The 18,812-nt window shown below is 51.2% G+C and carries 17 protein-coding genes; 2 read left to right on the forward strand and 15 right to left on the reverse strand.

The window, feature by feature from the left end; genetic code table 11:
- The 7 genes from ACQY8X_RS07400 to ACQY8X_RS07430 form a co-directional block, all read right to left on the reverse strand.
- The coding region (locus tag ACQY8X_RS07400; RefSeq protein ID WP_428034509.1) for a GGDEF domain-containing protein at positions 1-991 on the reverse strand (991 nt) is incomplete at its 3' end.
- Positions 992-1,215: 224 nt separating this feature from the next.
- On the reverse strand, positions 1,216-1,662 hold the full coding sequence (locus tag ACQY8X_RS07405; protein ID WP_428034510.1) for a GNAT family N-acetyltransferase: 447 nt from the start codon (positions 1,660-1,662) through the stop codon (positions 1,216-1,218).
- An 82-nt stretch (positions 1,663-1,744) separates the two neighbouring features.
- A complete protein-coding gene (locus tag ACQY8X_RS07410) occupies positions 1,745-2,428 on the reverse strand; it encodes a type 1 glutamine amidotransferase (protein ID WP_428034511.1) in 684 nt (227 codons plus the stop codon).
- A 9-nt stretch (positions 2,429-2,437) separates the two neighbouring features.
- Entirely contained in the window at positions 2,438-2,752 is a 315-nt protein-coding gene (locus tag ACQY8X_RS07415) for a DMT family transporter (protein WP_091353196.1), read from the reverse strand.
- A gap of 69 nt (positions 2,753-2,821) precedes the next feature.
- Positions 2,822-3,841, reverse strand: coding sequence for a heme-dependent oxidative N-demethylase family protein (locus tag ACQY8X_RS07420; protein ID WP_428034512.1), 1,020 nt, complete (start codon positions 3,839-3,841; stop codon positions 2,822-2,824).
- A gap of 12 nt (positions 3,842-3,853) precedes the next feature.
- Positions 3,854-4,813, reverse strand: a complete 960-nt coding sequence (locus tag ACQY8X_RS07425; protein WP_428034513.1) for a PDR/VanB family oxidoreductase — start codon at positions 4,811-4,813, stop codon at positions 3,854-3,856.
- Positions 4,813-5,334, reverse strand: a complete 522-nt coding sequence (locus ACQY8X_RS07430) for a dimethylamine monooxygenase subunit DmmA family protein (protein ID WP_428034514.1) — start codon at positions 5,332-5,334, stop codon at positions 4,813-4,815. The genes ACQY8X_RS07425 and ACQY8X_RS07430 overlap by 1 nt, the downstream gene beginning before the upstream one ends.
- Before the next feature lie 253 nt (positions 5,335-5,587).
- On the opposite strand from ACQY8X_RS07430, the gene ACQY8X_RS07435 reads away from it, so the two are divergent.
- A complete protein-coding gene (locus tag ACQY8X_RS07435; RefSeq protein ID WP_428034515.1) occupies positions 5,588-6,538 on the forward strand; it encodes a cupin-like domain-containing protein in 951 nt (316 codons plus the stop codon).
- 8 nt (positions 6,539-6,546) lie between these two features.
- On the opposite strand, the gene arsJ is transcribed toward ACQY8X_RS07435, so the two are convergent.
- From arsJ to ACQY8X_RS07460, 5 genes are all read right to left on the reverse strand, one after another.
- Entirely contained in the window at positions 6,547-7,758 is a 1,212-nt protein-coding gene (gene arsJ, locus ACQY8X_RS07440) for an organoarsenical effux MFS transporter ArsJ (RefSeq protein ID WP_428034516.1), read from the reverse strand.
- Positions 7,759-7,761: 3 nt separating this feature from the next.
- Positions 7,762-8,772, reverse strand: coding sequence for an ArsJ-associated glyceraldehyde-3-phosphate dehydrogenase (locus ACQY8X_RS07445; protein WP_428034517.1), 1,011 nt, complete (start codon positions 8,770-8,772; stop codon positions 7,762-7,764).
- Between the two features lie 75 nt (positions 8,773-8,847).
- Entirely contained in the window at positions 8,848-9,084 is a 237-nt protein-coding gene (locus tag ACQY8X_RS07450; RefSeq protein ID WP_428034518.1) for a thioredoxin family protein, read from the reverse strand.
- Between the two features lie 35 nt (positions 9,085-9,119).
- Positions 9,120-10,109, reverse strand: a complete 990-nt coding sequence (locus ACQY8X_RS07455) for a permease (protein WP_428034519.1) — start codon at positions 10,107-10,109, stop codon at positions 9,120-9,122.
- A 16-nt stretch (positions 10,110-10,125) separates the two neighbouring features.
- Positions 10,126-10,470 (reverse strand): metalloregulator ArsR/SmtB family transcription factor, encoded by a 345-nt coding sequence (locus tag ACQY8X_RS07460; RefSeq protein ID WP_428034520.1) that lies wholly within the window; start codon positions 10,468-10,470, stop codon positions 10,126-10,128.
- A 169-nt stretch (positions 10,471-10,639) separates the two neighbouring features.
- Between ACQY8X_RS07460 and ACQY8X_RS07465 the strand changes: the two genes are divergently transcribed.
- Positions 10,640-11,323, forward strand: a complete 684-nt coding sequence (locus ACQY8X_RS07465) for a TatD family nuclease-associated radical SAM protein (RefSeq protein WP_428034521.1) — start codon at positions 10,640-10,642, stop codon at positions 11,321-11,323.
- A 20-nt stretch (positions 11,324-11,343) separates the two neighbouring features.
- Here the strand turns inward: ACQY8X_RS07465 and ACQY8X_RS07470 are convergent, their stop codons facing one another.
- The 3 genes from ACQY8X_RS07470 to putP all read right to left on the reverse strand — a co-directional run bounded on the left by ACQY8X_RS07470 (position 11,344) and on the right by putP (position 18,711).
- Positions 11,344-12,969, reverse strand: coding sequence for a putative bifunctional diguanylate cyclase/phosphodiesterase (locus ACQY8X_RS07470; protein ID WP_428034558.1), 1,626 nt, complete (start codon positions 12,967-12,969; stop codon positions 11,344-11,346).
- Between the two features lie 358 nt (positions 12,970-13,327).
- On the reverse strand, positions 13,328-16,951 hold the full coding sequence (gene putA, locus ACQY8X_RS07475; protein WP_428034522.1) for a bifunctional proline dehydrogenase/L-glutamate gamma-semialdehyde dehydrogenase PutA: 3,624 nt from the start codon (positions 16,949-16,951) through the stop codon (positions 13,328-13,330).
- Positions 16,952-17,241: 290 nt separating this feature from the next.
- A complete protein-coding gene (gene putP / locus ACQY8X_RS07480) occupies positions 17,242-18,711 on the reverse strand; it encodes a sodium/proline symporter PutP (protein WP_428034523.1) in 1,470 nt (489 codons plus the stop codon).
- Between the last annotated feature and the right edge of the window lie 101 nt (positions 18,712-18,812).

Consider the following 18,812-nt stretch of genomic DNA (forward strand, 5'->3'; position numbering starts at 1 on the left):
AATTGAAAGAGGTGTTATCCTCACTGTGCATTGTAATAGCCGTTATTTCTGAACGGATCCGCTCGGCTACCTGAACCGCCTGGTACTGATCACAGGCGGAGAGCAGAATGGCAAACTCTTCTCCTCCCAGGCGGGCGACAACATCAACATCACGGGCAAACTGTTGACAGATAACCGCGACATGATGAATCACCCGGTCACCGGTCAGATGCCCATAGGTATCATTCACCCGCTTAAACATATCGATATCCAGCATTAACAGAGACAGCTTTTGCCCTGTGCGTTCCGCTCTGCGGATCTCCTTCGCTAACAACGGGATAAAGTAACGGCGATTTTTTGCCCCGGTTAAGACATCTGTAGTCGACAGTTCTTCCAACTGTCGCTCAAGCTGGTAACGCAGCAGATAGTGATGGGACTGGACAATCTGAGCCACTATCGCCAGCAACGCCGCAGGCCAGATCAGAGCCGCATATTGAAAATGCTGAAAGTTATCGGCGATCGCCAGCTCTCCCGCAAGATGGGGAAGCAGCGTAGCTGACAGGGTGTAAATAATATTGGTTGTCAGCGAGAAACACTGAAACACCAGCACCGCGATAAACATGCAATACATGAAACCACCGAGACCATACACAATACCGTCATCAAGATGGTTCAGGATCAGAATAAAGTTTGCCTCCGCCGCCAGCATTCCCACAACCGTGATAATTGCCAGCCAGGCGGAGGTCTTGCGGATAAAATACAGTGTCAGTGAATAGGCTAAAGCCACCAGAAAAAGCAGCCGCAGAACCCTTGTATTATCAGCGCCCACCGGATCGGTCACCCAATCCCACCCCCACAGGGCAGCCCAGAGAACGGACAGAAAGGCCGAGACAATGATGGTAAATCGGCGGTGGTCTTCATACTTCTTCTGCAGATAATCATGACTGGAGAAAAAGAGAAAACCAAGCCCTGTAATCAGACTGCCGGGAGACTTTACTGAGGCGTTGATCACTGTTTACTCCTTACCAGATGGTCTGGTGAGAGAATATATCGTGCATCACAAGAGTTCCATCATCGTAAACTGACTGAAGCCAGATGAATGCCCTGGCCCCTGATTATATCTGTTTTAACTAAGCAGTGGATGATAAAAGTAGTAACAGGATAAAGAGAGTTCCTATTCTGAGCAGATAGCAACCTGTTCCCTGAGCCGATGATGGCAGACAAACCATCCGCTACTCAGGTGATCATTGTACGCATCGCCACCATCGGCGAAAGCACAAATCCCTGCCGTTGATAAAACTGCTGGGCAGCAGCATTATCATGATCTGTAAGCAAAGTAATACGCTTTACCCCCTGTTCACGGGCGTAGTCGATTGCATGGCTGAGCAGTTCAGAGCCGATAGCTGAGCCCCGTTTGTCTGGCTCAACCACCATATCTTCCAACGTACAAACCCGGCCACCCAGCGCGGTAGAGATACTGTACAGCAGGCTGACCATGCCAACAGGACGACCCTGTTCCCGGCTCACCAGAATGGTGCCGCTTTGAGGCGATTCGATAATCGCTTTTAATCCCCGCTGCTGCAACTGAATCTCGGGGGTAAACTCCGCCTCCAGTTCAAACAGATAGCCTAATAATCGGCACAGGTCGGGAATATCATCCAGAGTTGCCAGAGATATATTCATTACGCCTCCTGTCAGGACGAGTCGTTTCTTACCTGACGACAGATATCACAAGAACGATCTTTAGCATAACAGGAAGATAAGACTAAACCAGCGAATCCAGCAGCCTGTGCATTATTTTCTGGCTCTGTAATAGAAAGGCATCACTGAGCAGTTGCGGTTGCGTCTGGACATATTCCCCTTCAGGCAACCCCTGCGTTTCAAACGCCAGAAAAGCCTCCACGGTTCCGGGCTGGGCTTCCAGATGAAACTGCAATGCCCAGACACGCGGCCCCAGACTGAATCCCTGGCAGGGAGTGACAGTACTGCTTGCAAAAGGAACCGCTCCTACAGGTATTCTGAAACAGTCACCGTGCCAGCTTAACACTGTTGCCGTTTGTGGAAACCATTGAGCACCAGTATCGGTTCTGATAACCGGAAACCAGCCGATCTCCACAGCACTGTTGCGATATACCTCAGCGCCAGCGGCTGACGCAATCAGCTGGCCTCCAAGGCAGATCCCGATTATGGTTTTATTGTCTGCAATAGACTGACGAATCAGTTGTTTCTCTTCACGCAACCAGGGATAGTCAGATTCATCATTAACACTCATCGGCCCGCCCATAATCAGCAACCAGTCAAATGAGTTTCGCCCGGGTAGTGCCTCCCCGTGATCAAGGCGAATAGTCGTCAACGTAAAACCGCTCACTCTGGATGGTTCGCTGAACCAGTCATTCATTGAACCGATCCACTCACCTTCTGCATGTTGCAGTATCAACACCCGAACCATTAATCTTCCTCAGGCAAACACTTTGAGTCCCGCACCACCAGCAATGATCATGAAGATGCAACTGATTCGGATCAGACTTCCGGATTCATCGAGAAACATTATCCCGTAGACTGCCAGCATAGCCGCTCCAATGCCGCTCCATACCGCATAAGCAGTACCTACCGGAATGGTGCGCATCGCCAGAGACAACAGTCCAAGACTGATAATGATCAGAGAGATACTGATGACCGAGGGCCATAAACGGGTGAAACCATCGCTGTATTTCAACCCAACCGCCCAGAGGCACTCCAATATCCCGGCTATACAGAGATAGACCCAACCCATATTTTTCACCCTGACTACTGATTAACCATATAGAAAAACAGGACTGCAAAACGATTGCCCCGTAAAAACTCAGTTTACTGGATCAAACTGGGACAGATAATCCACCACGGTTCCGTGAAAACGGGTTAAGCCTTTGTAGTTGATCAATGGCGGCGGCAGGGTTTTCAGCGCCCGGTGCATCCGCATAGCCCACTCTTTGTTAGTCGCCAGATCTTCAAGGCTGAGCAGATAGGTACGGATGCTGAACATCATCGCATTACTGCGGGGCATCCGGTCCAACACTTGTAACTCGACCCGCAGATAGACTTTTTCACCCACATTTTCCGGAGTCACAGTAGTCCGTTCATGGCCCCACTCATGATATTTTTCCGGAGAGGTATCCATCCTGGCATTCACCGTCAGGGTCCAGTTAAGACGGCGCACCGGTTTACCCACCGGAATCGCTATCAGATATTTCAGCGCCCGGTCGAAGATCCCTTCGCTATGGGCCATCGGCACCGGACCGTGCCACTCTTTGAAACTCATACCCGCATCAAACGCCAGTGACCAGTCCGCCGGACAGGTGACCATACCAGCATCGAGAAACAGATCGCCATCACGCTGATCCAGCAGCGCAAAGTCCCCCTGCACCTGCCGGCCAATATAGTCCAGCGGTGGCAGCGGCAGCGAGCTGCTGTCACCAAAGGTAAACTGGTCCTTAATATTCAGCAGTTTATTTTCCCAGCTCCAGTGATCGCCGTCGCGGATCAGACTGAAATAGTCCGGGTAATCCTCTGACAGAGACACCATAATCCGCTCAACCATATCCCAGCAGGCCAGATCCATATGAGGCATCGCCAGACAGCGGTGTGGCATCTCTTTTAAGACCAACTCACGCTCAGCCATCTCCGACAGATAATGCTCATCAATATCGAGAAAATGCTCATAGGCCGAACCCTCCCCGCCTTTTGGCAGGTGAGGTTCCATATTCACCGAATAACGGTACTCATCTTCAGCGAAGGGAAAGGGGAAACGTTCTATCGCTTCGGCACTGTTACTGTAGGTAAAATCGTCACGAAAACTCTGAATCTCTTTCGGTGCTACACGCATTGCTCTGCTCTCCTAAATATCTAAAACCAGGCGCTCACCTGCGGCCCGGGAAACACAGGGCATCATCACCTGACCCGACTGTTTTTCACGGTCACTGAGATAGCTGTCCCGATGCTCTACTTCGCCTTCGGCTACCTCACAGACACACTGTCCGCAAACACCTGCACGACAAAGGTTAGGGATCGCAATATCAGCGCCCTCAAGGGTTTCCAGCAGACTGCTATCGGCAGAGACAGCCAGCTCGATGCCGCTGCGGCTCAGCTCCACGACAAAGGGCTGACCCGGCTTCGCGCCAGCGAACTCTTCCCAGTGAATCGCACTGGCAGGAATACCCATTTCGTCCGCGGTGGCCCGAACAGAATCAATCAATGACTGCGGGCCGCAGATGTAAAAATGTGTACCCAGTGGCTGCTTAGCCATCACCGCAGCGATATCACAGCGGCTCCCCTGATCGGCATCATAGTTACTGCAATGGTTACCTAAGGTTTCCGCCAGTTCAGCGCTATAGGCTCCGGTCTGTTTACTACGAAACATATAGTGCAGTTCAAACCCGGTCTCACGCTGCAGCAGTTCCGGCAAATAGGACAGGAAGGGAGTGATGCCTACCCCTCCGGCAAACAACACCTGCTTTTTCGCCATCCAATCTGGCGCAAAAAGATTTGCCGGGGGTGAGATCATCAGCTGATCTCCCACCGCTACCTGTTTATGCATATAGATGGAACCACCGCGGGAATCCTCCTGAAGGCGAACCGCTATGCGATACTGACTCTTATCCTTAGGGTCACTCATCAGTGAATAGGCATTGCGATAGACTGGCTCTTTCTCAGCGCCTCCCATCGTCACAACCACATGCGCACCAGGTGAAAAAGGCACCAGCTCAGCATCAATTGCTTCGAGCGTAAACTCTTTGATCATCGGTGCGACCTGCTTAACGGCGGTCACCCTGACCGGGTTTTGATCGATAACACTCATTAGCTCACCTCCCGTTTCTCTGGCATATCGCTGCTATCTTCTGCATTGGCCTGATAGCCAAAATAGGCGCTGTGTAGACGGGCAAAATGATCGGTGACTTCGAGGCTCAGGCCACACCCGCTGCAGATAAAAGGTGAATAGGTCACCCCCTCTGTGATCTGATAGCAGTGACAGCAAAACAGGTGTCGTTCGCGACTGACCGGCGCCATCATGCTGATCTGATCAGGACGTAAACCTGCCTGCCGTGCATGGCTGGCCACCCGCCAGATAAAAGGCTCACTGCCAGCCAGGTAGAGAGTGCCTGTTAATGGCATAGCCGCCAGTGATTCAAGCAGTCGGGAATCACTGGCATCGCTGTACACTGCGATCTCTTTCTCAACACCACAGCTATCAAAAAGAGACTGCATCTGACCGGTTACAGCCTGTTCAGCGATAAAGAGATGAAAGCTGGACTTCGGGTTTAGCTCTACCGGCGAATATGCCGGTTTGCTGACAACCCCATTCAATTGTTCTGTCTGCATCTGAGCCCTCCTGATAAGGTCCGGTTAGCATCATGATGTGCAAATAAAATTTCTGATAAGAATATTATGAGAGGCAGACAGAACCCTCAATTGTCATGAAGAGGTACTTCAAAGGGGGTAACAGGAGGAGAGTCTGAACAGTGTCAAAAGAAAACCGTACTAACAGTGCAACTTTTAACGGCTGTAAGATGGATTAAACACCCTCTATAGGGCATATTAACCTTCATATTTCCAGTAATGACCAGGCCAGATTATGCAGACTCTGCCAACGCAGAATAGTGGTTTCTTTGAAATCGCACGTGAATCGTCAGATATCTCTTTTGAAGAGCTCTCTGAGAGATACCTAACGCCAGAAATACCGGTAATCATTGAGGGCGTTGGAAAAGAGTGGCACGCCCGTGAGTGTTGGAATGAGCATTATCTGCATGAGAAACTATCCCAGGAACCCTCTGCATCCACCGCATCACTCTGGTACTGGATGAACCGGGATTCACTGACAGAAGACTACACCACGCCTGATTTTGTCAATCAGAGTCTGGACTCTCCACTGGTATTCCCCCGAACTCAGCATCTGCGATTATGGATTAATAAGAAAGGACATGTCTCTAGCTGGCATTATGATGGTAGCCTGGTTAATGTATTTAATGTGCAGGTAAAAGGGAAAAAAGAGTGGGTCCTTGTATCTCCGCATACCCCACTTGATTGCTATCCATATACCAACTTTGCCATTATCAAAGGCGATGATGACAAAATGCTTAACGGCAAGGTGTTTACCCGGTTCGTGATCAATGAGGGGGATATTCTCTACATCCCCCCGGTGTGGTTCCATAAAGTTGTTGCCTGCGATGTCGAAAACATTAACCTGAACTGGTTGTTTACTAAAAAAGAAACCACGGCTACCTCAGCAACGCTTAAACGAGAGGTTGAGCGTTATATAATCAATGACTACCTTAAAAATCATCGATTTAAACTCGTAAGAACGATGCTTAAACAGTTCAACAGGTATGCACCGGGGTATGTCAAAATCAGCTGGCGCTATCAGGAACTGATCAAAACGCCCTACAGCATCTCAAAAACTGATCTGGCTAAACATATCGCTAAGGAAGCCATTCTACTGGGTAAAACCCTTTGGCATCTAAACAAGGTCAAAGCCTATACAAAAACGCTTTCTAAGCCGCGAAAAATACAAAAATCCCTGCCATAGCATCAACTTCAACGCGCTGGCAGGTACAGAGAGATCCCCGCAGCTATCGCCAGAAACAGTGCCGACACCCAGAGACAGGCGGTTAATCCGGCGATCTGAAACAGATAGCCGGACAGCACTGTACCAAGCAGCCGCCCCATCGCATTGGCCATGTAGTAAAAGCCGACATCCATTGAAGCGCCATCCTCCCGGGCATAGCTGACGATCAGGTAGCTGTGCAACGAAGAGTTGATGGCAAACACTCCGCCGAAGATCATCAGACCAGCCAACAGAACGGTTTGAGGATAAAAGTGACTGCTCAGCGACACTGCGATCAAAACAGGTAACAGCAACAGGCCCAAAGCCCAGAAAAAAACCGCCCGCCCTCCGGGAATATGGCCGGAGCGTTTGCCTGTGAAATAGGGTGCTACTGACTGAATAATGCCATACCCGATCACCCACAACGCCAGAAAGCCGCCAACGGACCAGTGATCCCAGCCCATAGTACTGGCCAGATAAACCGGCAGCGCCACCACAAACCAGACATCCCGCGCACCAAACAGAAACATGCGGGCGGCCGAAAGGGTGTTAACGGCCCGGCTTTTAGAAAAGACCTGACTGAACTTAGGCGAGGTTTTCGCCCGGCCCAGTTCCTGTTTCAACGACACCAGGCTCAGCAACCACACCAGCGCCAGAACAACCGCCATTGCCAGTACCGCGCCCTGAAAACCCAGCAGCGTTAGCAAAACGCCTCCCAGGAAAAATCCAGCGCCTTTCAGAGCGTTCTTTGAGCCGGTGAGTATCGCGACCCACTGGTACAGCGTGCCTTGCGCATTGGCTGGCACCAGTTGCTTAACCGAACTTTTAGCGCTCATCTTGTTCAGGTCTTTAGCGATACCCGACAACGCCTGCGCCAGCATGACCCAGGGTACGGTGAGCATCGCAGCGGGAACTAACAACATCCCCAGCGCCACCACCTGCATCCCCAGACCGATATTCATCGTCCGGTTGAGGCCGATACGTGCCCCCAGCCAGCCACCCAACAGATTGGTGACAATGCCAAAAAACTCATAGAACAGAAACAGCAGTGCTATATCCAGAGGGCTGTAGCCGAGCTGGTGGAAATGCAGCACCACCAGCATCCGCAACGCACCATCCGTGAGGGTAAACGCCCAGTAATTGCCGGTCACGATGAGGTATTGACGCAGTTGTGGCGTCAACCGGGAGAGTACAGTGACCACCACCTACTCCTGTTCTGCCACCAGCCGCACCAGCTCGACCGTACGATTGGCATAGCCCCACTCATTATCGTACCAGAGATAGAGTTTTAGCTGAGTATCATTGACCACCATCGTTGACAGCGCATCAACAATGCAGGAGCGGGGATCGGTCTTATAGTCCACCGATACCAGTGGCCGCTCCTCGTACCCCAGTATCCCCTTCAACTCGCCCTCTGAAGCATGCTGCAGCAACTGATTGACCTCAGCTTCCGTCGTGCCCTGTTGCAGCTCAAAGACGCAGTCGGTAATTGAGGCGTTTGCCAGCGGTACCCGTATTGCATGACCATTCAGTTTGCCCTTCAGCTCCGGAAAGATATGGGTGATCGCGGTGGCTGACCCGGTGGTCGTGGGTATCAGACTGCTACCGCAGGCCCGCGCCCGGCGCAGATCTTTATGGGGGGCATCGAGAATCGTCTGGGTATTGGTGATATCGTGAATGGTGGTCATTGAGCCATGCTTGATACCCAGCTGTTCATGGATCACTTTTACAGCCGGTGCCAGACAGTTGGTAGTACAGGAGGCAGCGGTGATAATAGGATGAATCGCTTTATCATAGAGATGGTGATTCACCCCCATAACGATATTCAGCACCCCCTCCTCTTTCACCGGTGCGGTCACCACGACCCGCTTAACCCCCTGATCAAGATAGGGCTGTAACTTCGCTTTGCTTTTCATCGCTCCGGAGGCCTCAATGACGATATCGCAACCGGACCAGTCGGTATCTTCTATCGCCCTGTTCCGGGTACAGTGCAACCGCTTACCCTGAATAAGCATCTCACTGTTATCAGCGTTCGCTATCGCTGTATGTTTCCAGATCCCATGTACGGAATCAAACATCAGCAGATGTGCCAGTGTTGCCGCGTCACCCGCCGGATCATTGATCTGCACAAACTCCAGCTCCGGCCACTCCCAGGCGGCTCGCAGGGCTAATCGTCCCATCCGGCCAAAGCCGTTAATACCCACTTTAATCGCCACCTTCTCACCCCTTATCAATGCCCTGGTGTAACTGTTTTATGGTCAGTCAGTTTGTCGTGTTTCGAATCGACAGAACTACTGTTGCAACCAGCCAGTAACTTCAGCCTGGGTTGGAATACTACCGCTATGAACCAGCTCTTCGTCGATCACAACCGCCGGTGTCCGCATGACCCCGTACGCCATAATCACCTGAACATCGGTCTCTTTCTGCACCATCGCCTCAACACCCAGTTCGGTCGCCAGCTTCTCAATCAGCTCGGCTGTTTTTGTGCATTTAGTACAACCACTGCCTAACACTTTGATATTTTTCATCACACACTCCTTGGTTTTATCTCCTTTCCCAACAATCACAACACCGGGAAAAGAAAATTAAAGATCCAGCCAATCAGGGTGAAAGCAAACAGCAGCATGGCAAACAGAATCGCCAGTAAACGCCACTGCATCACCTGTTTCAGCAGGATAAATTCAGGAAAACTGGCCGCTACTGTACTCATACAGAATGCCAGGGTTGTGCCGATCGGCAGGCCATTGGTAATCAGACTCTCCATCACCGGGATAACACCGGTCGCATTGGAGTAAAGCGGGATGCCAACCACAACCGCCGCAGGCACAGTCCACCACTGGCCATCGCCCAGATTAGCTTCTATCCAGCCATCCGGGACAAAGCCATGCAACGCCGCCCCCAGACCCACGCCGATAATCACCCATTTCCACACCCGGCCAAAGATCTCCAGGGTTTCATCACGGGCAAACTGATGCCGTTCAGCCATCGACAGGGTCTCTGCTGAAGCAGAGCTGACCGGTCCGCTCTGTTTGCCTCGCTCCAGCGCTTTTGCAGCAAACGACTGCAGCCAGCGTTCAGCCTTAATGGCATCGAGAAAAAAGCCCCCGGCAATCCCCACCGCCATGCCGACAAGAATATAGACAACGGTAAACTTCCACCCCAGCAGACTGAGTAACAACAGTACCGCAACTTCATTAATCAGCGGCGAGGTCAGCAGAAATGCCATGGTAATACCCACCGGTATCCCGGCTGAGGTAAACCCAAGAAAAACCGGGATACTGGAGCAGGAACAAAACGGTGTCACCGCGCCAAATCCAGCCCCCATCAGATAACCAGCCCCACGATGTTTTCCGGCCAGAAAGTCCCGCACCCGCTCAACATTCAACGAGGCCCGGATCAACGCAATCAGGTAGATCATCACCACCAGCAGCACGAAGATTTTGGTCGTATCCTCAACAAAAAAATGCAGCGCCTGCCCCATTTTTGTTTCTGCTGACAGCCCCGCAAAAGAGTAGATCAGCCAGTCGGCTAACCGGGTAAATATCTCAAACATGATGCCTCCCTTCTGTTTAGCAGAATTTCTTGCTGCGATCCGGACGATCGCCCATCTGACTCAGCCGCTGAAGCTCAACCTCCAGGTAATTCCTGTTGGTCACCGAGGTCTCCCAAAGTATATTGCGGCACCAGCCTGGTAGCTCTGGACTGATGCGATAGAAAACCCACTGCCCGTGGCGGCGATCACTCAGCAGCCCCGCCCTTTTTAGTTGCGCCAGATGACGGGAGACTTTTGGCTGACTCAGATTAAGAGCGGTCATCAATTCACAGACACACAACTCTTTTTTCTGTTTAATCAACAACACAGATTTAAGCCGGGTTTCATCGGCAAGAGATTTAAACAGCTCAACTGGGCTCATAAAAATATAACCAAATCCATATATATGGTTAATCATATATATCTAGCGCTTAATGTAAAAGTGAACAATTGATGAATCTTCAGTTTCAATGCCAACAGCTTGATCCCAATCAGCCCAGACGATGTCTGTTGTGGTATTCTCCACAGACTAACTTATTGTGGATCAATTAATGCTTTCCCCGAAACACCCTCCTGAACACTCAGCTGCAAAACAGATAAAGCCCAATTCGCCGGGCCAGCCTAAGGCGATCCCGATGGATGAAACGCTGGTCTATCAGATCGAAAACAATCTCTATATCAATCTGACCGACCGCTGCACCCTGGCCTGTCAGTTCTGTCCCAAGCATAATGGCAGCACCGAAGTAAAAGGCTATGATCTTGCGCTGGAGGTCAAACCTCCAGCACAGCAGATTATCGATCTGATTGGCGATCCTGGCCGCTACGATTGCATTGTTTTCTGTGGTTATGGTGAGCCCACATTACGCCTCAAACCACTCCTGGAGATTGCCCACTGGATAAAGAATAACGGGGGTAAAACCCGGCTGAATACGGACGGCTTAGGAAACCTTGTGAACAAGCGCAATATTTTGCCTGAACTGAGTGAGTGTATCGATGCCTTGTCGATCTCCCTTAACGCGCAAAATGAAGAGGTTTATAAACGCCACTGTCAGCCGGCACTCAAGGGTTCATATGCCGCGATGCTGGAGTTTGTAGCCCTGGCACCAGACTATATCAGCGATGTCAGTGCCAGTGCGATTAACGGACTTGAAGGGGTAGACATCAACGCCTGCAGACAACTGGCTGAGCAGCGAGGGGTCAGGTTTAAACAGCGGGAGCTGGATATTGTCGGTTAAACCGGTTGCGTCACCATAAATCATACATAATTTCGTTCACGACACCACTGGGTAAAGCCGTCTTCCGACATCGGCTTACCCAGCATAAATCCCTGCGCCTGATCACACCCCTCTTGCTTCAATAACTCAAGGGTTGCCTGATCCTCAACCCCTTCCGCAGTCACCTCAAGGCCCAGATTATGAGCCAGATTGATCGTCGCATTCACAATCACCGCATCACTCTCATGCCGTAAAAGATCAGACACAAACGAGCGGTCTATTTTCAGCTCTTTCAGAGGCAACCGCTTCAGATAGGAAAGGGATGAATAACCGGTACCATAATCATCGATGGAAAACTGAAAGCCCATATCATGAATACGATTGATCACCTGCATCGCCGCGTCCGGATCCGTCATAATCGAACTCTCAGTAATCTCCAGCGTGACCCAGTTGGGGTTTATACCTGTCGCCCCTTTTATACCGGAGATCAGATCTGGCAGCTCCGGATTGTTCAGATCTTTCGCTGACAGATTAATCGATAGCATCAGATCTAATCCCTGCTGATGCCACTGCGCGCACTGTGCAAAACCCTCCTGAATCACCCAGAGAGTTAATCCCTGAATCAACCGGCTACGCTCCATCAAAGGGATAAACTGATCTGGATAGAGCAAACCATATTTCGGATGGTTCCAGCGCACCAGAGCTTCCGCGCCGTTTAGCACGCCATCGGCCACCCTGATTTTAGGCTGATAGAACAGTTCCAGCTCCCTGTTTTCAATGGCATGATGAAGCTCGCTCATCAACGTTAATTGTGTCGGGCTATGGGCATCAAAGGAGGAATCGTATACCGCGCAGCCTTTATTGGAATTGTGCGCCATATAGAGGGCAATACCCGCCCGCTGCACCAAGGTATCAACATCCGTACCGTGCTGAGGGAAGTGAACAATGCCGATATTCACCTGGGCGGTCAATTTAACCTGCCCAACATAAAACACATCATGCAACACCCGATGCACACTCTCGGCCAGTTCCAGCACCACTGAACCGGCAAGGTGATCACTGACCAGCATACTAAAGGTGTTGTTTTCCAGTCGGGCGATGGTATAAGGCGCAGGAAACGCGCTGTCAAGACGCACAGAGACCTGCTTAATCAGGCTGTCACTGCTGTTACGTCCCAGGGTATCGCTGATCTCTTTATAGTTAGCGACCTCAATCAGTAACACAGAAAAAGCATCTGTCCCCCGGGGTGAAACAATCTGTTGCTCTACCCGATCATAAAACAGCTCTTTATTGGGCATATCGGTGAGCAGATCGTGGGTAATACTATGACGAACCTGTTTTTCAAAGCTATCCGCTTTATCACGCAGCTCCTGAGTCTGATCCATCACCATAGCGCTGGCTTCATAGGCGAGAACAGTGCTGGAGTATTGCCCCCAGAATGCAAACACAAAGGGCACTATATCCAGAACCCAGAGGGCAAAGTTAGTCTGCTGAACATTGATCAGACTGGCAGCATCGACTGTGCCATGCTCAACATAGGCCACCGTTAGCGTTGCGATAACCAGAGCAATAACAGCGATCGCAATCCCCTGCCAGGCGGTTTTGGAAACCCGGGAGCGCAACACTTTAACATTGTTGTGCAGAAAATCGCTGGTCGGCCCGTTCATTACGCTCACAACTGACTCCTTGTTGTCTAACCAAACCCAACATAAACGATAAATGCTACTGCGAGAGAAGCAATAACATCAGTTGATTCAGGTCACCCTACTGACAGCTATCATCAGCTTCCCTGCGGCTCAGCATAAAGAAAACATTCTATCCTAATCAGACAGCGTCTTTAAGTCATCTACTCATAAGCTAAAGATAAAAAAAACCCTCCGCAGGGAGGGTCTGAAAATGTCGGATATAGAGACTTACACTATGCCGACAGATACACAATCCCGCGGAGAAAGGATTGCAGAGGTGAAGCATCAGGGTGAAGCAAACAGCACTACCTTACTGAGAGCTAACCTGAGCAACCGGGTGTTACTCAGATGCAGCGATCAGGCTGGCGTTGCCCCCGGCGGCTGTCGTATCGATGCAGAGGTGACGTTCAAGAGTAAACCGCTCCGCCGCATTGCGCTCAGTAATCAGCGGCAACAGGCCCCCTTCACGAGACGCCAGTGCAACCCGGTAAGACTGCAAAATAGCCGGTTCGGCACAACTGGCCACTGCGGCAAAACCAGTAGCTTTAGTCAACGCCTCTGGCTGCAACAATCCACTGACCGCCTTAACCGGCAAGCCTTCAGCAATAGCAGCCTGACACTCTGCTTCGGCACCAGGCGCTACCACAACCACGGCATTGCCCTGAGACAGTGCCAACACCGCATGACGCAGTGCAGTGGTCAGATCAGGTCCCAGACAGAGAACCGTACCCCGGGCATGGGTGGAGAGCAGGTTCAATTCACCGGTAGGTCCCGGCATTGGCTGCGCATCATGCTGCAATGTAGAGAAATCAATGTCAGTTGCTGTAAACAGCTTTTGCAGCTTTTCAAGCTTGCTGTTATCGGTTGCCCATTTGCTGTTATTCAGACCATCAATCGCCTGTTGCAGTGCTCTGTTTCCAACAGCGGCAATCAGATCAGACGTGACTGACTGACTGGATTCAAGCTGCATAAAGCGCTTCACATACTCAGGACCACCGGCTTTAGGACCAGTACCCGACAAACCTTCACCCCCAAATGGCTGGGAGCCGACAATCGCACCGATCTGGTTGCGGTTAACATAGATATTACCCACTTTGATACGGTTACAGATCTGGGCAACCCGTGTATCAACCCGGGTATGCAGACCAAAGGTCAGGCCATAACCGGTCGCATTGATCGCATCAACCACTTTGTTGATATTACCCGCCTCGAAGGTCACCACATGCAAAACCGGTCCGAAGATCTCCTCTTCCAGTTCAGCAATACTGTCCAGCTTAATCACAGTAGGCGCAACAAACAGCCCCTCTTCAGGAGCAACCAGAGACTTCAATAACAGACCTTTAGCTGCATATTTGGCACAGTGCGCTTCGATCTTAGCTTTTGCCGCCTCATCAATAACCGGGCCCACATCCGTGCTCAGCAACGCAGGGTTACCCAGGCGTAACTCATCCATCGCCCCGAACAGCATCTCCAACAGGTTATCAGCAATATCTTTTTGCAGATAAAGAACCCGCAGCGCAGAACAGCGCTGACCGGCACTCTGAAAAGAGGATGCCAGAACATCACGCACCACCTGCTCAGGCAGGGCAGTGGAATCAACAATCATCGCATTCATACCACCAGTTTCAGCCACCAGCGGTGCATCAGGTGCCATATTTTCAGCCATCACCCGGTTGATCCGCTGCGCTGTCACCGTAGACCCGGTAAAGCAAACACCGGCGATACGACTATCAGAGGTCAGCGGTGCGCCCACGGCCACACCACTACCCGGCAGCAGCTGGATCACATCTGCAGGAATCCCCGCTGCATGCATCAGTGCAACCGCACGGGCAGCAATCAGAGGCGTCTGATCTGCCGGTTTAGCCAGCACCGCATTACCTGCAGCGATAGCCGCCAGCACCTGGCCGGAGAAGATCGCCAGGGGGAAGTTCCACGGCGAGATACAGGTTATAACACCACGCGCTTCACCGGCTGACTCATTACGCTCAGCTTCATTGGCATAGAAACGGGCAAAATCCACTGCTTCGCGCACTTCACCCACCGCATCACGCAGGGTTTTACCCGCTTCACGGGTCGCCAGCGTAAACAGCTCTGGCGCATTCTGTTCCAGCAGGTCGGCAAACTTACGCAGCGTCTCTGCCCGCTCAGCCGCACTTTTTTGTGACCAGCGGCTGTACCCCTGCTGTGCAGCAACAATTGCCGTTTCAATATCTTCAGGCGATGCAGTCACCACCCGGCCGACACAGTCTCCTGGCATAGCCGGGTTGTGAATTTCTGCGGTTTCATCGCTCTGTGAACTCCCCACGATAATTGGCGCAGCAGTCCACTGAGCTTTAGTAAACGCGGCCTGCTGCGCTTCAAGATCAGCAACCTGCAGCGGATCGGCAATATCCCAGCCCTTGGCATTTTTACGCTTTTCACCAAACAGATTCGCCGGACGTGCAATAGCAGTACTGCTGATATTGTCGCCCATCGCTTCAACTGCGGCTAACGGATCACGGGCAATATCTTCCGGTTTGATCCGGGTATCAACGATCTGGTTAACAAAAGAGCTGTTAGCACCGTTCTCCAGCAGACGACGAACCAGGTAGGCCAACAGATCACGGTGAGCACCGACAGGCGCATAAATACGGCAACGGGTACCTTCGTTTTTTAGTACGGTGTCATGCAACGATTCACCCATGCCATGCAGACGCTGAAACTCAAACTGTTTGTTATCCAGATTACGCGCCAGATGCAGAATGCCCGACACTGAATGGGCGTTGTGGGTGGCAAACTGCGGGTAGATACGATCGGTCATTGCCAGCAGTTTTTCAGCGCAGCACAGATAAGACACATCAGAGTTCACCTTACGGGTGAATACCGGAAAGCCTTCCAGGCCCAGCTCCTGAGAACGCTTGATCTCAGCATCCCAATAGGCACCTTTTACCAGACGCACCATGATCTTACGATCCAGTCGGGTCGCCAGAGCATAAAGCCAGTCCAGTACAAAGGATGCGCGTGGGCCAAACGCCTGCACTACAATACCGAAGCCGTCCCAGCCCGCCAGCGCTTCATCGGACAAAACCGCTTCGATAACATCCAGGGAGAGATCCAGACGGTCCTGCTCTTCCGCATCAATATTGAAACCCATATTGGCCTGTTTAGCCTGCAACGCCAGGGCTGTCGTCCGCTGAACCAACTCTTTCATAACCCGCTCTTTCTGACCAAACTCATAGCGGGCATGCAGGGCAGACAGTTTTACCGAGATACCCGGATTCATACGGATATCAGAGTGAATACACGCCGGTGTCAGTTTACCAATCGCAACACTGTAAGCCTGATGGTAGCGCAGCGCATCAGCATCGGTACGGGCCGCTTCACCCAGCATATCGTAAGAGTAGGAATAGCCCTGCTTTTCCAGTTTACGGGCATTCTTGGTTGCTTCCTCAATCGTACGACCGAGAACAAACTGACGGCCCAGCTCTTTCATCGCCTGGCCCACGGCCGTGCGCACCACGGGCTCTCCCAGACGCTTCACCATTCCGCGCAGAGTCTGTGTTACCCCCTTGTCTTCGGTTGGCGCAATCAGTTTACCCGTCAGCAACAACGCCCAGGTAGAGGAGTTCACCAGAGAGGATTTAGATTTACCCAGGTGTTCGCCCCAGTTGCCAGACGCTACTTTATCTTCAATCAGGGCATCAATCGTCATTGCATCAGGCACACGCAGCAGTGCTTCAGCCAGACACATCAGGGCAACCCCCTCTTTGGTGGTCAGGCCGTACTCACCGAGAAACTTTTCCATCATTGAAGGCGAACTGTCATGACGCACTGTCGTTACCAGTCGCGCGGCATTCGCAGAGATCTGCTGACGATCATCTACGGTCATACGTGCATTTGCCATCAGACCATGGATAACCTGGGTCTCGTTCGCAAGGTAGTGCTCCCGTATTTCGGTACGGCACTGGTCAGTTGTTTTTGTCATAGTCTCACCTTAAAAAATCTACTTTAAACAGCTTTGTTCTACTGTTCGCGAGTTACCCATAGTCATTACAATAACGATTTATCTACCTCATTCTAAACAGACATATATAGATAATTTCACTATAGATTTATAAAAATAAGAGAAATAAAACAATATTCTATAAATAATTAAAATTATAGTAATTTTATATCAGTATTTTTAGGTATTACGACTTACAGCCCTTATCAGAAAAGAGCGCAGTTGATACAAAAAAAGCCCCTAATGGGGCTTTTAACGTGTATAGCGTAAGTTTAGCCTTTTATTTCAGCTTCGACAGTTTCAAACTGTTCAGTCACTGAGCGCGCCGGTGCAGGCGTTGCCAGCGTTGCGACAACAATTGCGATAAACGCAAAGATCACCCCAGGAATAATCTCGTAAAGATCGAACCAACCACCACTTAACTGCTTCCAGACCACCACGGTCACGCCACCAACGATAATACCCGCCAGGGCACCCGCAGTGTTCATCCGTTTCCAGTAGAGGGAGAGAATCAGAGCCGGACCAAAGGCTGCACCAAAACCAGCCCAGGCATAGGACACCAGACTCAGCACCTTAGAGTCCTTATCCAGAGCAAAGAAGGTTGCGATAACGGCGATAGCAATAACCGCAAACCGACCAACCTGCACCAGTTTTTCCTGGGACGCCTCTTTATTAAACAGCGCTTTATAGAAATCTTCAGCCAGGGCAGATGAGGATACCAGCAACTGGGAATCGGCGGTGCTCATCACTGCAGCCAGAATAGCCGCCAGCAGAATACCGGCAATTACCGGGTGGAACAGTGCATCAACCAGCACCATAAAGACCGTTTCGTTGTCGCCAAGCCCATCAGGCAGATAACCGATAGCGGCCAGACCGATCAGACAAGCCCCCGCCATTGAAAATGCTGACCAGATAACGGCGATACGGCGAGCCGAAGGCACCGCATCTTTACTGGAAATACCTTTAAAGCGCGCCAGTATATGTGGCTGACCGAAGTAACCCAGTCCCCAGCCCAGCAAAGACAGAGTACCTATCAGGGTAATCGCACTGCCATCGGCCTCAGTAAACATATTCAGCAACTCTGGATTCTTAGCATTAACGGCCGCCAGGGTCTGGCTCATACCACCCAGCTCACCGATAGCGATCAACGGCACTAACAGCAATGCGCCCACCATCAGCAACCCCTGTACAACATCGGTCCAGCAAACAGCCAGATAACCACCAAACAACGTATAGGAGATAACCGCCAGAGCGCCGATTAAGACCGCAAGGGTGTAATCAAAACCGAAAACTGTCTCAAACAGCTTACCTCCGGCAACCAGACCGGAACTGGTGTAAAACAGGAAGAAAACCAGAACAAAGAATGCAGACACAACCCTCAGGCTATGGGTTTTATCGTTAAAGCGATTCTCAAAAAAAGCTGGCAGCGTGAGTGAGTCACTCGCCTGAGCAGAGTAAACCCGCAGTCGCTGAGCAACCACCAGCCAGTTCAGCCAGGTTCCTACCAGCAGTCCACCCGCCAGCCAGAACGAACCATAACCAGCAGACATTGCGTAGCCAGGCAACCCCATCAGCAACCAGCCACTCATATCAGAAGCTCCGGCACTCAACGCACTGGGAAATGCACCGAGATTCCGGCCCCCGAGAACATAATCTGAAAGATCCTGTGTGCGGCGGTAAGCAACCAGTCCTATCGCCAACATCAACACCAGATAGATAACAAATGTCAGTGTTATTATCATTCGTAAAAACCCCATCGATTCTGGAATCTGCTGACAATCGGCCTGCCGCTGACAGTCGATCGCCCCTAGACTCACTTATTGTTATAGCCGGCATCGCTACC

It is taken from the genome of Amphritea sp., assembly GCF_050300915.1.
Classification (GTDB): Bacteria; Pseudomonadota; Gammaproteobacteria; order Pseudomonadales; family Balneatricaceae; genus Amphritea.

What these genes read in the sequence shown, in the direction of transcription:
- ACQY8X_RS07405 (WP_428034510.1), bottom strand. Translation starts at nt 1,662, where the DNA reads ATGAATATATCTCTGGCAACTCTGGATGATATTCCCGACCTGTGCCGA.
- ACQY8X_RS07410 (WP_428034511.1), bottom strand. Translation starts at nt 2,428, where the DNA reads ATGGTTCGGGTGTTGATACTGCAACATGCAGAAGGTGAGTGGATCGGT.
- ACQY8X_RS07415 (WP_091353196.1), bottom strand. Translation starts at nt 2,752, where the DNA reads ATGGGTTGGGTCTATCTCTGTATAGCCGGGATATTGGAGTGCCTCTGG.
- ACQY8X_RS07420 (WP_428034512.1), bottom strand. Translation starts at nt 3,841, where the DNA reads ATGCGTGTAGCACCGAAAGAGATTCAGAGTTTTCGTGACGATTTTACC.
- ACQY8X_RS07425 (WP_428034513.1), bottom strand. Translation starts at nt 4,813, where the DNA reads ATGAGTGTTATCGATCAAAACCCGGTCAGGGTGACCGCCGTTAAGCAG.
- ACQY8X_RS07430 (WP_428034514.1), bottom strand. Translation starts at nt 5,334, where the DNA reads ATGCAGACAGAACAATTGAATGGGGTTGTCAGCAAACCGGCATATTCG.
- ACQY8X_RS07435 (WP_428034515.1), top strand. Translation starts at nt 5,588, where the DNA reads ATGCAGACTCTGCCAACGCAGAATAGTGGTTTCTTTGAAATCGCACGT.
- ACQY8X_RS07450 (WP_428034518.1), bottom strand. Translation starts at nt 9,084, where the DNA reads ATGAAAAATATCAAAGTGTTAGGCAGTGGTTGTACTAAATGCACAAAA.
- ACQY8X_RS07455 (WP_428034519.1), bottom strand. Translation starts at nt 10,109, where the DNA reads ATGTTTGAGATATTTACCCGGTTAGCCGACTGGCTGATCTACTCTTTT.
- ACQY8X_RS07460 (WP_428034520.1), bottom strand. Translation starts at nt 10,470, where the DNA reads ATGAGCCCAGTTGAGCTGTTTAAATCTCTTGCCGATGAAACCCGGCTT.
- ACQY8X_RS07465 (WP_428034521.1), top strand. Translation starts at nt 10,640, where the DNA reads ATGCTTTCCCCGAAACACCCTCCTGAACACTCAGCTGCAAAACAGATA.
- ACQY8X_RS07470 (WP_428034558.1), bottom strand. Translation starts at nt 12,969, where the DNA reads ATGAACGGGCCGACCAGCGATTTTCTGCACAACAATGTTAAAGTGTTG.
- putA (WP_428034522.1), bottom strand. Translation starts at nt 16,951, where the DNA reads ATGACAAAAACAACTGACCAGTGCCGTACCGAAATACGGGAGCACTAC.
- putP (WP_428034523.1), bottom strand. Translation starts at nt 18,711, where the DNA reads ATGATAATAACACTGACATTTGTTATCTATCTGGTGTTGATGTTGGCG.